At 33.4% G+C, this 12,590-nt stretch carries 12 protein-coding genes; 10 read left to right on the plus strand and 2 right to left on the minus strand.

Annotated elements, in window-relative coordinates; genetic code table 11:
* Positions 1 to 181 precede the first annotated feature (181 nt).
* A complete protein-coding gene (locus DFR79_RS08435; protein ID WP_133515073.1) occupies positions 182 to 1,438 on the plus strand; it encodes a DNA polymerase thumb domain-containing protein in 1,257 nt (418 codons plus the stop codon).
* On the opposite strand, the gene DFR79_RS08440 is transcribed toward DFR79_RS08435, so the two are convergent.
* Positions 1,439 to 1,768 (minus strand): YolD-like family protein, encoded by a 330-nt coding sequence (locus DFR79_RS08440; RefSeq protein WP_133515074.1) that lies wholly within the window; start codon positions 1,766 to 1,768, stop codon positions 1,439 to 1,441.
* A 258-nt stretch (positions 1,769 to 2,026) separates the two neighbouring features.
* Between DFR79_RS08440 and rfbB the strand changes: the two genes are divergently transcribed.
* From rfbB to DFR79_RS08480, 8 genes are all read left to right on the plus strand, one after another.
* The gene (gene rfbB, locus DFR79_RS08445; protein ID WP_133515075.1) at positions 2,027 to 2,986 is read left to right on the plus strand and encodes a dTDP-glucose 4,6-dehydratase; all 960 of its coding nucleotides are present in this window, start codon (positions 2,027 to 2,029) and stop codon (positions 2,984 to 2,986) included.
* Between the two features lie 146 nt (positions 2,987 to 3,132).
* A complete protein-coding gene (locus DFR79_RS08450; protein WP_133515076.1) occupies positions 3,133 to 4,023 on the plus strand; it encodes a LysR family transcriptional regulator in 891 nt (296 codons plus the stop codon).
* Between the two features lie 61 nt (positions 4,024 to 4,084).
* Complete coding sequence (gene rffA, locus DFR79_RS08455; RefSeq protein ID WP_133515077.1) at positions 4,085 to 5,248, plus strand: dTDP-4-amino-4,6-dideoxygalactose transaminase; 1,164 nt, start codon at positions 4,085 to 4,087, stop codon at positions 5,246 to 5,248.
* A gap of 2 nt (positions 5,249 to 5,250) precedes the next feature.
* Entirely contained in the window at positions 5,251 to 6,009 is a 759-nt protein-coding gene (locus DFR79_RS08460) for a glycosyltransferase family 2 protein (protein WP_133515078.1), read from the plus strand.
* Positions 6,006 to 7,268 (plus strand): ATP-grasp domain-containing protein, encoded by a 1,263-nt coding sequence (locus tag DFR79_RS08465; RefSeq protein ID WP_133515079.1) that lies wholly within the window; start codon positions 6,006 to 6,008, stop codon positions 7,266 to 7,268. Before DFR79_RS08460 ends, DFR79_RS08465 begins: the two co-directional genes overlap by 4 nt.
* A 2-nt stretch (positions 7,269 to 7,270) precedes the next feature.
* On the plus strand, positions 7,271 to 8,293 hold the full coding sequence (locus tag DFR79_RS08470; RefSeq protein WP_133515080.1) for an ABC transporter substrate-binding protein: 1,023 nt from the start codon (positions 7,271 to 7,273) through the stop codon (positions 8,291 to 8,293).
* Complete coding sequence (locus DFR79_RS08475; protein ID WP_133515081.1) at positions 8,283 to 9,053, plus strand: ABC transporter permease; 771 nt, start codon at positions 8,283 to 8,285, stop codon at positions 9,051 to 9,053. Before DFR79_RS08470 ends, DFR79_RS08475 begins: the two co-directional genes overlap by 11 nt.
* On the plus strand, positions 9,050 to 9,817 hold the full coding sequence (locus DFR79_RS08480; protein ID WP_133515082.1) for an ABC transporter ATP-binding protein: 768 nt from the start codon (positions 9,050 to 9,052) through the stop codon (positions 9,815 to 9,817). The genes DFR79_RS08475 and DFR79_RS08480 overlap by 4 nt, the downstream gene beginning before the upstream one ends.
* Here DFR79_RS08480 and DFR79_RS08485 read toward each other — a convergent pair.
* Complete coding sequence (locus DFR79_RS08485; RefSeq protein WP_133515083.1) at positions 9,774 to 11,396, minus strand: ArnT family glycosyltransferase; 1,623 nt, start codon at positions 11,394 to 11,396, stop codon at positions 9,774 to 9,776. The two genes, DFR79_RS08480 and DFR79_RS08485, sit on opposite strands and share 44 nt — an antisense overlap.
* Before the next feature lie 244 nt (positions 11,397 to 11,640).
* Between DFR79_RS08485 and DFR79_RS08490 the strand changes: the two genes are divergently transcribed.
* On the plus strand, positions 11,641 to 12,561 hold the full coding sequence (locus DFR79_RS08490; RefSeq protein ID WP_133515084.1) for a sulfurtransferase: 921 nt from the start codon (positions 11,641 to 11,643) through the stop codon (positions 12,559 to 12,561).
* The last annotated feature ends 29 nt before the right edge of the window (positions 12,562 to 12,590 follow it).

Here is a 12,590-nt window from a genome sequence, read left to right on the forward strand (position 1 = left end):
TAATTAATTCTTAATGAACCGCCCAGTACCGAACGGTACGCTGTGGTGGTGTGAGAGGACGGGGAATAAACTAATTATTTCCCTCCTACTCGATTTAATAGAACTTATGTTTGCTAAAGGCTGCAGGTTATGCTAGAATATAATCAAACAAGTGTTCTCTAACAGCGAAGGAGAGTTTATTATGCAGCCTGATTATAATCAAGCACCAGCAGATCAAATTTTATGTGTTGATATGAAATCATTCTATGCCAGCATAGAATTAGTCAAAAGAAATATTCATCCTCTTAAGGGATATCTGGCTGTAATTGGAGATAAAAAAAGGAAGGGATCGGTCGTTCTTGCCTCATCGACTGCTTTAAAAGATAAATATGGAATTAAAACAGCAAACCGCTTATTCCAAATTCCGGATAAGGAAGAAATCATACTGGCTGAAGCCAATATGGGACTTTATCTTGATCTCTCAATGAAAATCACAGAAATTTTCAATTCTTATTTACCTCTGTCAGCAATACATATTTATTCTATAGATGAGGCATGGCTTAAATTAAATGGCAGTCAAAAAAAATATGGTGATCCACTTGAACTGGCAGTAAAAATAAAAAAAGAAATCTGGAATAAATATAGATTACCCTGCAGTATGGGGATAGGTCCCAATATGTTTATGGCCAAGGTGGCAATGGATACTGAAGGTAAAAAAAAGGGTCTCTGCCGCTGGGATTATAGTGATATCCCAGATAAGTTATGGCCGCTAAATCTTTCTGACTGCTGGGGAATTGGCAGTAGAACTGAAAAAAAATTAAATAAAATTGGAGTTTACACCCTGGGCGAGCTGGCCCAGCTGCCTCTGGAGTATCTGGAAAACCAATTTGGAATTATTGGTAATCAGCTCTATTATCATGCCTGGGGTATTGATTATTCGGAAGTGGAAGGACATTTTGATGACCGCAAGAAAGCAGTTGGACGTGGGATTACACTCTACAGTGACTATACAGATTTAGAGGAAATTAAAACTGTGATTTTTAATCTGGCAGAAGAAGTGAGTAAAAGAGTTCGTTATAATAATTTGAAAGGGAAAACTGTTTCACTGTCTCTCAGTTATTCTAAAGAGGAGAATAAAAAAGGATTTTCCAGACAGCTCAGTCTGGAAACAAGAACAGACATGACAAGAGATATCTATCAGGCTGCACTGGCAATTTTAAATAAACATTATCAGGCAGAAAAGGTTAGAAAAATAAGCCTCTATCTGGCTAAATTCGTGGAAAGCGATTATCAACAGTTAAACTTATTTGAAAATGATTTAAAGAGATCGGAAATTAATCAACTTCGAGATCAATTGGCCCAAAAAATGGGGAAAGATGTTCTTTATTATGCCCGCAACCTGGAAAAAGGAAATATCAAAAAAAGAATTGAAAATACCATTGGTGGACATCATAAATAGTTAAAGTGAAACTTCTAAAATTTGTTCGAATCTTAGAGTTGTAATTTTGTTATCTGGCTGTTTAATTTTTATTTGCTGTTTATATTTTTCAACTTTTAGAATTTTTCCTTCAATGTTTTTAAGTTTCTTATTTTTATAAAACTTGATTTTGACCATTAAATTTCTATTTAAGGCCTTTTCAATTTTAAAATTAATTTCTTGAAGCTGCTGCTCGTCTAACTCAGGCTTTTTAACATCCTTTTCTCTCATTTTTAATTCCTTTAGCTTTTTTTGATGTTCTACTAACATTAAGGAATTCCATTTTTTATTACCTCTGTCTTTAAAATTCATATTTTCAGCTCCTTTGATTATAATCTAAAATTTAAAAATCAATTATTGATCTGCTCCAGCAAAACCAAAATCAGTTTATATTAATTTTACCATACATTTGTTCGATAAACAACAACTGATCAAAAAATAGCAGAATTAATGTAGAATCAAAGCACAGTGTGGTATAATTGTTTTAATAAAAATTAGCTGTTTAAAATGAATATTTAACTTAAATAAATTTGAAAAATAATTATAATCAGCAGTAAGGAGTTGAATTAGATGAGAATATTAGTTACAGGTGGAGCTGGTTTTATCGGCAGTAATTTTATTCATTATCAGTTGAAAAATTATAATGATCAGATTATCAATGTTGATAAATTAAGTTATGCTGGCAATCTGGATAACTTAAAAGATGTGGAGAGAAATCCTAATTATGAATTTCAGCAGCTGGATATTTGTGATAGAGAAAAAATTGATCCTCTGTTACATCAGGGGATAGATTATATAGTTAACTTTGCAGCAGAATCCCATGTTGATCGGAGTATCGAAGATCCTTCGATTTTTGTTAAAACTAATGTTGAAGGTACTCAGAATTTGCTTGATCTGGCCTTGAAATTTGGAGTCAAAAAATTTGTGCAGATTTCTACAGATGAAGTTTACGGCAGCCTGGGAGACAGCGGAAAATTTAGAGAAGATAGCTCTTTAAATCCTTCCAGCCCTTACTCAGCTTCTAAAGCTGCTGCTGATCTTTTAGTTAAATCATATGCTAAAACTTATCAACTGCCGGTAAATATTACCCGGTGTTCAAATAATTTTGGACCTTATCAGTATCCGGAAAAACTGATTCCACTTTTTATTATCAAGGCTCTGAAAAATAAAAAATTACCGCTCTATGGTGATGGTAGTAATGTGAGGGACTGGATTTATGTTCAGGATCACTGTCGGGCAGTTGATTTAGTAATGCGGTGTGGAAATACAGGAGAAATATATAATATAGGTGCTAATAACGAAAAAAGTAATCTGGAAATCACTAAGAAAATTCTTTCTCTTTTATCAAAATCAGAACTTTTAATTAAACATGCAGAAGACCGTAAGGGCCATGATTACCGATATGCAGTTGACAGCAGAAAAATTAAAGCTGAACTGGGCTGGGAAGCAGAATATGACTTTAAAAAGGCGATGGGAACAACTTTAAACTGGTATCTTGATCATAAAGAATGGTGGCAAAAGCAAATTTAATTTATAAAATAAAATCTTAATTTTAATATCTGACTTTTGAGATTAACTCTTGTTATTTTACCTGATTAATAATATAATTAATTAAGAACATTAGTTAAAAACAATATTCTCTAAATTATATTTTATGACTAGGAAAGGGTGTATTTATGCATATAGAGAGTCTTAAGTATTTTCAGGAAATTGCAGAGCTAAAAAGCATTTCAAAAGTGGCAAAAAATTCTCATATATCTCAGCCAGCCTTAAGTCAGCAGATACAAAAACTGGAGGATTCTCTGGGTAAAGAGCTTTTTATACGCAGCAATAGAGGAGTAAAATTGACAGAATCAGGAGAAATAGTATTAAAATATGCAGATAATATAATACGAACCCATAATAAAATGCTTTCTGATTTAAATGACCAGGAGAGCAGAGAAATCAAAATAGAGGGAGAATACACTATTGCAACTTACTGCCTTCCCTGTGCAATTTTAAATATGAAGTTTAAGTTTCCAAATCATCAATATAATCTTACCGCAGCTTCTTCGGATAAAATTGAGCAGGATGTTTTAAGTGATATCTGTGAAATTGGATTTACCACTCACCCTGCCGGGGCAGAAAATTTACATTCAGAAGAGGTAATTAAGGAAAAGGTAGTTTTAATTTCACCACCTGCTTTTGACCTACCTGAAAAGGTAAAGATAGAAGAAATTTTGGATCATAAATTTGTGATATTGAAAGAAAACTGTATAATTAAGGAAAATTTCAAAGAGGTGCTTGCAGAGATAGGGCGTAATCTATCTGAAATAGAGATTATTTCTCGACTGGACTCTACAGAGGCGCTTAAAACTTTAGTACGTAAAGGTTATGGTGTTGCTTTTGTTCCCTATAACTCAGTTAGAGACGAGTTTAGTGCTAAGGAAATTAATGTTTCTAGAATTACAGATTATGATCTTGATTATGATATTTATATGATTAATAAAAAAGCAGAGCATCTATCAGAAGATGTAAGAGATTTTATAGCAAATTTCAAAAAACTGGGTAAACATATCTGTTATTAATTAAATTACTTAAATTGCAGTGTGGAATTATTAGAAATAAATATTCGGAACGGAGTAATTTATGTGCAAAATAGTTTTTAATAAGATTTATTTAAGTGGAAAAGAAAAAGATTATATAGCTGATGCATTAATAAGAGGTAATGTAAGTGGTGATGGCCATTATACCAGGAAGGTAAATGAATTTTTAGAAGAAAAATTTGCTTTAGAGCAGGTGTTAATGACTACTTCGGCAACCCATGCTCTAGAAATGGCTGCTCAGCTGATTAATCTAAAAGAAAATGATGAGGTTATTATGCCTTCTTTTTCTTTTAGTTCTACAGCTAATGCGGTATTAAAAGAAGGGGCAAAACCAGTATTTGCAGAAATTAAGCCAGATACCTTTAATCTGGATCCTCTTGACTTTGAAGCTAAGATCACAGATAAAACAAGGGCAGTAATCCCGGTACATTATGCTGGTATTAGCTGTGAAATGGATCAGATTAGAGAGATAGCAGCAGAAAATAATATTTATATTATTGAAGATGCAGCTCATGCTGTTAATAGTTTTTATCGAGGAGAAGCAGCAGGCAGCATGGGAGATTTTGGCTGTTATAGTTTTCACGGCAGCAAAAATTTTGTTAGTGGTGAAGGTGGAGCTCTGATTATTAATTCCAGGCAGAAGAAGCTTATTAAAAAAGCAGAGATTATAAGAGAAAAGGGAACAAATCGCTCCCGCTTTCTGAGGGGAGAAATTGATAAATACAGCTGGGTTGGGGAAGGCTCCAGTTATCTGCCATCTGATATATTGATGGCTCTTTTATTTGCCCAGCTGGAGGAGATTGATGACATTACTGCTCAGAGAAAAAAGGTCTTTGATTATTATAATTATCATTTAAACGAGTTTTTAACCCAAGATTTTTTGGAAGTAATTCCCTCAGTACCTTCTGACAGGAAGAGTAATTATCATATTTATTATTTGAAATTTAAAAATCAAAAAATCAGAGATTTTGTCTTAAAAGAACTGCGAAGATATGGTATAGAAGCTGTTTTTCATTTTCTACCTCTACATTCTTCTCCTATGGGAAAAAAACTTGGTTATAGTAAAGAGGAACTGAGGTTGACAAATGATATTGCAGATAGTATGCTCCGACTGCCTATTTATCCTGACCTTTCCCGGTCAGATTTAGAATTTATTATTGGAACTTTAAGAGTAATTTTCTCTCAAATTAGTCAGGCAGGAGGATGATAATGGCTGATTTAATTTCTATAGTAGTTCCTGTTTATAATGGAGAAAATTCGTTAGAGGAGCTTTATACTTCCATCAATCAAACAGCTGCTGCTAATAAATTAGAATTTGAATTAATTCTTGTTGATGATCATAGTCCTGATCAGAGCTATCAAGAGATTTTGAAGCTGCACAAGCAGGACAGCAGAGTAAAAGGCATTCGTCTGGCTCAAAATTTTGGCCAGCAAAATGCTATTTTTTGCGGTTTAAATTATGCCACTGGAGACTATATAATTACTATGGATGATGATCTGCAGCACAGACCGGAAGATATATTTCTGCTTTATCAAAAAATCAAAGAGGGTTATGATGTAGTTTATGCAATTCCAGAAGAGAGAAAATACAATTTTTATAGAAAACTGGGCTCAAAGCTAACTAACTGGCTTTTCAATGTAATTACTCCTAAAAAAGATGGAATCACGGTTAGCAGTTTTAGAATAATTACTCGAGAAATAATGCAAAAAATTATAGTTTCAGACAAATCCTTCATTTATCTTTCAGCAATTATTCTTCAAGAAGAAGCTGAGATTGCAAATGTTTATACCAGACATCAGCAGCGAAAATATGGTCAGTCAAATTATAATTTTTTAAAACTGCTGAAATTATTTTTACAACTTTATATCTACTATCATGAAATTCCGATTTTAAAACTTTTTCGTTCTCAAAAAGAGCAGTACCTGATTGCAGAAAGCACTTTTAAACAGAAAGAGGATTATATATGAAACTATTAATTTTGGGTGGAGGAAGCGGCCAGCTCAGTTTAATCAAAAAGGCTAAAGAATTAGGGCATCAGGTAGTTGTTGCTGATTATTATTGTGATGCTCCCGGGAAAAAAATTGCTGACTTTAGTTCTGAAAGCAGTACCTTTGACTTTGAAGCTAATCTTAAAACTGCAAGAAAACATAAAATAGATGGTGTCTTAACATCCGGCACAGATCAGCCTGTTTATACTGCTGCTCAGGTGGCAGAAAAGTTAGATTTAAATCAATATATTTTAGTTAAGGCTGCAAAAGCTGTGACTAATAAGAAAGTTATGAAAAATAAATTTTCAGCAGCAGGAATTCCTACAGTCAAATATAAAATACTGGATCAAGAATTTTCTGAGAAGGAGTTAGCAGATTTTAATAGACCTTTTGTCGTTAAACCACTGGACAGTCAGGGACAGCGTGGAGTTTTCAAATTAAATTCTATTACTCAAATTAGAGAAAAATTTAACGAAGTTTTGTCTTTTTCCAGAGAAAATCAGATTCTGGTGGAAGAATATTATAAATCAAATGAAATAACAGTCAGCGGCTGGGCCTTTGCTGGTAGAGCAAAAATTTTAACTGTAACTGATCGGCTGCGTTTTGAAGAAGATATTCACATTGGTATCTGTTCTTCTCATCTTTTTCCATCTCAATATTTAAAAAAATATAAAGATCAAATCGAAAAACTAACTCAAAAAATTGTGAGTGAGTTTGAAATAGTAAATGGACCTATCTATTTTCAATTTTTAATTGGAGAACAGGGAATTAAAGTTAATGAAATAGCCTGCAGAATTGGTGGTGCTTATGAAGGAGATTTTATGCCGGATCTGGCAGGTGTGGATATTTTAAAGATGATGGTAGAACTGGCAGCAGGTCAAGAGGTTGATAAAACGGCTCTCACCAATTATTCACTTCAGGATAATTCAAATCATCTATCTTCACAGCTCTTTTTTGCTGGCCCGGGAAAAATAAGAAAAATTACAGAAATCAGCAAGATTTTAAAACTTCCCGGTGTCTTACAGGCGGGACTTAATTATGAAATGGGAAATATAATCCCTGAGATAGAAAATGCTACTGCTAGAGCCGGTTATTTTATAGTTCTGGCAGAGAATAAAAGTCAGCTGCAGAAACGGGTAGAGGCAGTATATAATAATTTAAAAATTATTGATCAAAATGGTAATAATCTTGTCTTACGAGAAATTGGAGAGAATTTTGGGGAGGGGCCAGGAATTTAATTATGAAAAAATATATTTTAATAATTATAATTATCAGTTTAACTCTTTTTATAATAAGCGGTTGTGAGGGACCTGACCAGAGCAATCAAAAGAGTATTACAGTTGCTGAACAGTATGGACTTGCATATGCACCGGTACAGTTAGTCAAAGAACTGGGGCTTTTAAATAATGAAGATTCAGACATAAAAGTGGAATGGAAACAGTTAAGTAATACGACGTCTATTAGAGAATCGATGCTGGCTGGAGAAGTTGATATTGCTTTTATGGCTATTCCGCCTTTTTTAATAGCTAAAGACAAAGGAATGAAATGGAAAATAATTTCGGGTCTTTCCGAAAGTCCACTGGGATTAATGACTAATCGAGAATATATCAAAACTCTTGCAGATTTTAAGGATGAAGATAAAATTGCGCTGCCGCAGCCTGGAAGTATTCAGCATATCTTGCTTTCTATGGCAGCTCAGCGGAATTTTAAAGAAACAGATAAATTTGATGATCAGCTTTTAACAATGAACCATCCTGATGCAATGAATGCCCTGCTGGCTGGTCGAGAAGTAAGTGCTCACTTTGCTTCTCCTCCCTACTTATTTTTAGAGAGTAAGGAAGCTGGTATTAAAAAGATTTTAAGCGGCGGTGAAGCTTTTGGTGGTGACTTCACCTTTATTATAGGAGTCAGCACCGAAGAATTTTATCAGCAGCAGTCTGAAAATTACACACTATTTTTGAAAGCATTAAGAGAAGCTATTGAGTTTATAGAGCAAAATCCAGCTGAAGTTTCAGAACTTCTAGCGGATAATTATGATCTGAGTCAAACAGAAATGGAAGAATATCTTACCTGGCCGGGAATGGAATTCACTACTGAGATTAAAGGATTGGAAGAATTTCTGGCCTTTATGACTGCTGAAGGTTATTTAGAGAAAAAAGACTATCAGCGTTCTGAACTAATCTTTGCTGAAAAAAATGATTTAGAGGATCGAGAAAATAATGAAGCCGAACAAAAAAGAGGAGCTGCTAAAAATGGGGAATAAATACCATCAGCGTTTGATCTGGATTACAGTTCTGGCTCTGATCTGGCAGCTGACAGCTTTGAGTGGTATTTTTTCAGAAATGATATTTCCCGGGCTGGATCACATTTTTCTGGCTTTGATTGAATCGTTCAAAGATGGAACATTAGTTAAACAGATAATATTTTCTCTTTCAATTATCATTCAGGGATTATTTCTAGCTACAGCAGCAGCTTTGATTTTAGCACTATCCTCATATTTTTCTGAAAGTGCGGCTGGTTTAATTGATACTTTAACTGCTCTGGCCCATCCACTGCCGGGAATTGCATTGATGCCCTTAATTTTAATCTGGTTTGGTTCTGGTAGAACTGCAATTTTAATTGTCATCATTCATTCCGTCTTATGGCCTTTAATTTTAAATTTGAGCACAGGTTTTAACTCTATTCCAGATATTTACACTTTAATTGCTGAAAATTATCGCTTAAATAAATTAGAATTCATGTTTAAAATATTAATACCAGCTTCACTTCCTTATTTTATTTCCGGTTTAAAAATAGCCTGGGCCAGATCCTGGCGGGCCTTAATTAGTGCAGAAATGCTTTTTGGTGCAATCAACAGTCTGGGAGGACTGGGCTGGTTTATTTTCCAGAAACGGGTCTTTTTCGATCTGCCGGGTGTATTTGCAGGTATTATAGTTATTATAGTTATTGGAGTTACAGTTGAAGATTTTATTTTCAAAAAAATAGAAATAAGAACAGTGAAAAAATGGGGTATGTTGAAATGAACTCCTATTTGGAATTAAAAAGTATAAATAAGAGTTTTGAGACAGAAAAAAGAAGAAAAGCTGCTTTAAAAAATATTAATCTTCAGATTAAAGAAAATGAGTTTATTACTATCTTAGGTCCTTCTGGATGTGGAAAATCAACTTTACTTAAAATAATTGCCGGTTTTAGCAGAGCAGACAGTGGGCAGCTGTTAAAAAACAAAGCACAGATTGAAAAGGCGGGATTGGATAGAATTATGCTTTTTCAGGAGTTTGAGCAGCTTTTTCCCTGGCAGAAAGTTATTGAGAATGTAACTTTTGCAGTTAAGGCAGCAGCCAAAAATAAAAAGAATAAATTATCTAAAGCAGCAATAAAAAAGAAAGCTTTAAAATATTTAAGTGAAGTAAAGCTTGAAAATTATCAGGACTATTATCCCCATCAGCTTTCTGGTGGGATGAAACAGCGCGTAGCTCTGGCAAGGACATTAGCTGCAGAAGGAGAAATTATGCTGATGGATGAGCCTTTTGGCAGTGTAGATAGCCAGACAAGACAGGAACTGCAGCAGCTCTTAACTCAGCTCTGGCAGGAAGAAGATAGAACAATTATTTTTGTGACTCATGATATCAGAGAGGCAGTTTTTCTTTCAGAACGGATAGTGCTCATGAAAAATGAACCTGGAGAAATTATAAAGGTAGTAGAAAATAAGATGCCTTATCCCCGTAGACTCAGCAGCAGAGAATTTAATCAGCTTTTTGAACAGCTCCAGGGTCAGCTTTATAATTAACTTTATAGATTTTAACTGACCAATTTTTCTGACCAATTTTTCTAACAATTCTCATTGCATAAGTAGAGCTGCTGAATGTTTTGATCAGCTCAGTTTTTTGATCTAAAAACTCCTGCATTTCAGAGTAATAGGGATAAAGATTGCCGTAGAGAATATTCCAGGTAGGACGGCTGTTGTATATAAAGTCCATTTCTTCTGGATAAATTATATATTCAATTTCATTTTTGACTATATATTGGGAAAAAGAAAGATTGTTCTTTTCTAAGTAGTCCAGATTTCGGTAATCAAAAAGACTGCCGTTTTTAAAATAATAATCTGTGTTTAAATTTGCCAGTACCCGAGTCTCCTGTGGTACCACCTCCGCAATTTGCTGCAGATATTCTTGATAATTGTAGTGACTGTCATTAAATACTGTGATGCCAGTGTTCAAGCTTAAAATAATCGCTATAATTGTTAGTAAAGTTATACCTTGCTTTAACTTTATATCTTTAATTAAATTTATAAAAAGAAGATAAGCAAGAGGAAAAATAAAAATAATAGAGGTTTGATTATATCTTCCAATAATTAAATAGCCTAAATTTATGGCAAACAAGCTCAAAAGTAAATAAAGATTGATTCTGTCTTTTTTAAAAATGGTTTTCACCAGAGAAGCAAAAGTAACTACAGCAAAAAATAGGAGCTGAAATTTAATAGGTGGAATATAATAAGTGCCGCTGATTCTGTAAAATAATTTTAGATAGAAATTTTTTAGATTTTCTAGCTTGATTAAAAATGAGTCCAGAACTCCTAATCCTGCTCCATAACTGCTGTAATTGTTAATAAATTCAGGATCAAATTGAAAACTTAGATAAATGAAAAGGCCTGCAATAAGTGCTAAAGTTCCTCCAAAGCTGATATAATTTTTGAAAGTAGTTTTTTTGTTAAAAATCAAATTCCAGCTGTAGATTATAATTAAAGGTAAAGCAATAATAAATGCATTTGGATGAAATCCAATAGCTGTGCCCAGAATAACTCCCAGAAAAATATCATTTTTAATTGAATTTCCTGATTTTGTATTTAAGTAAGATCTCTTAGTGTTTTTATAATCAACTTTTTTTAGAAAATAGTAAAGAGCATTCAGCAAAAATAGAATCAAAATTATTTCCTGACGGGCAATGTGAGAGCTATATATAAAGTGAATATCAACTGCTAGGATAATTAGAGATCCCAGACTTAAAATCTTATTTTTAGTAATTAAATAAGAGATTTTATAAAAAGCAAAAAGACTCAGGCTTCCTGTCAGCAGAGAAATCAGACGAAAAGTAAAGATTCGATAATTAAAAATTTTGATAAAAATAATCTGCAGCAGATGGAAAAAAACTTTAACTGCATGAGGGTGACGTGGAAGCAGATCAAAGAATGCTTCAGTGCTGGCTAAATTTCCAGTTTCCATAATCTGTCTGGAAAGTCCACTGAGCCAGGCTTCATCAGAGTGGATAAAAGGAAAATTATTAAGAAAAAATAGGTTTATAAGAAAGAAAATTATAATTAGATGCCAGGCTTTAATTTTCTCAAATTTATTTTTTAATAAACAATCCATAGCAAGACTCCTTAAAATTTTTTTGATTAAGATTATTATAGCATAGATATCTGTTATATTTAAATATATGCATTAAAATTAGAGAATAGTCATCAATACATTTAACCAGAAGGATTTTAAATCTGGGCTCATTTGATAATTGAATGTACTATTAGTAAATGTTATAACCATAAAGGGATAATATGTTTTATAATATTAATAGAGATTGTTCCAATTTTAACAATATAAATTTGGAGGTGGAAAAATGAAAAAAACAGCAAAGATATTATTTATTTTATTAGCTTTTGCGATTATTCTCACAGGCTGTGAAGCAGATATATCTGTACCCGGAGAAGTGGGTCAGGATATAGTCACAGCAGATGAAGCTCTTAAAATGATTGAAGCAGAAGAGATAATTGTAGTGGATGCTCAAAAATCTGGAAATTTTGAAGATCAACATTTAGATGGAGCAGTAAATATTGCTAGAAATGATATCACAACTTTTGGACCTTATCCCAATATGCTGGCAGATGCATCTAAAGTGGAGTCTTCTTTAGGTGATAATGGCATCTCTAATCAATCAAAGGTACTTATCTATGATAATAACAATAATATGGATGCAGCCCGCTTATGGTGGACAATGCTGGTTTATGGGCATCACACTGACAATATGAAGGTTATAAGTGGTGGATTAAATGCTTTAAAAGATGCTGGTGCAGATTTTGTTTCTGGTGAATATGAAGCTGAAGCTGTAGAATACATAGCGGCCGAAAAGAATGAGGATTTAATTGCTACTAAAGAAGAAGTGCTGGCCGAGGTTAATGATCCTGGTGAGAATGTTGAAATTTTAGATGTAAGAACTGCAGGAGAAGTTAGTAAAGGAATTATTCCTGGAGCTATTCATATTAATTATGTAGAAAATAATAAGGAAAATGGAGAATTTTATCCACCAAGTTATATTCAGAGATATTATCCTGATAATGATATAACACCAGATGAAGAAGTTATTATGTACTGTCAGACTTCAATTAGAGCTGCTCAGAGCTATATAGCTTTACATAATGCTGGTTATAGAGGTTTAAAACTTTATGATGGTGCCTGGATTGAATGGTCATCAGATAGTTCTACACCAAAGGCAGTGCCAACTGGAGCCCCTGTAGAGCCTAGTGTTCAGGATGGTTCTTAAAAATTTTCAGTATTATGCTAAATAAAAGT

Origin of the sequence: Halanaerobium saccharolyticum (assembly GCF_004362045.1) — a bacterium.
Taxonomy (GTDB): domain Bacteria; phylum Bacillota; class Halanaerobiia; order Halanaerobiales; family Halanaerobiaceae; genus Halanaerobium; species Halanaerobium saccharolyticum_C.

What these genes read in the sequence shown, in the direction of transcription:
- DFR79_RS08435 (WP_133515073.1), top strand. Translation starts at nt 182, where the DNA reads ATGCAGCCTGATTATAATCAAGCACCAGCAGATCAAATTTTATGTGTT.
- DFR79_RS08440 (WP_133515074.1), bottom strand. Translation starts at nt 1,768, where the DNA reads ATGAATTTTAAAGACAGAGGTAATAAAAAATGGAATTCCTTAATGTTA.
- rfbB (WP_133515075.1), top strand. Translation starts at nt 2,027, where the DNA reads ATGAGAATATTAGTTACAGGTGGAGCTGGTTTTATCGGCAGTAATTTT.
- DFR79_RS08450 (WP_133515076.1), top strand. Translation starts at nt 3,133, where the DNA reads ATGCATATAGAGAGTCTTAAGTATTTTCAGGAAATTGCAGAGCTAAAA.
- rffA (WP_133515077.1), top strand. Translation starts at nt 4,085, where the DNA reads ATGTGCAAAATAGTTTTTAATAAGATTTATTTAAGTGGAAAAGAAAAA.
- DFR79_RS08460 (WP_133515078.1), top strand. Translation starts at nt 5,251, where the DNA reads ATGGCTGATTTAATTTCTATAGTAGTTCCTGTTTATAATGGAGAAAAT.
- DFR79_RS08465 (WP_133515079.1), top strand. Translation starts at nt 6,006, where the DNA reads ATGAAACTATTAATTTTGGGTGGAGGAAGCGGCCAGCTCAGTTTAATC.
- DFR79_RS08470 (WP_133515080.1), top strand. Translation starts at nt 7,271, where the DNA reads ATGAAAAAATATATTTTAATAATTATAATTATCAGTTTAACTCTTTTT.
- DFR79_RS08475 (WP_133515081.1), top strand. Translation starts at nt 8,283, where the DNA reads ATGGGGAATAAATACCATCAGCGTTTGATCTGGATTACAGTTCTGGCT.
- DFR79_RS08480 (WP_133515082.1), top strand. Translation starts at nt 9,050, where the DNA reads ATGAACTCCTATTTGGAATTAAAAAGTATAAATAAGAGTTTTGAGACA.
- DFR79_RS08485 (WP_133515083.1), bottom strand. Translation starts at nt 11,396, where the DNA reads ATGGATTGTTTATTAAAAAATAAATTTGAGAAAATTAAAGCCTGGCAT.
- DFR79_RS08490 (WP_133515084.1), top strand. Translation starts at nt 11,641, where the DNA reads ATGAAAAAAACAGCAAAGATATTATTTATTTTATTAGCTTTTGCGATT.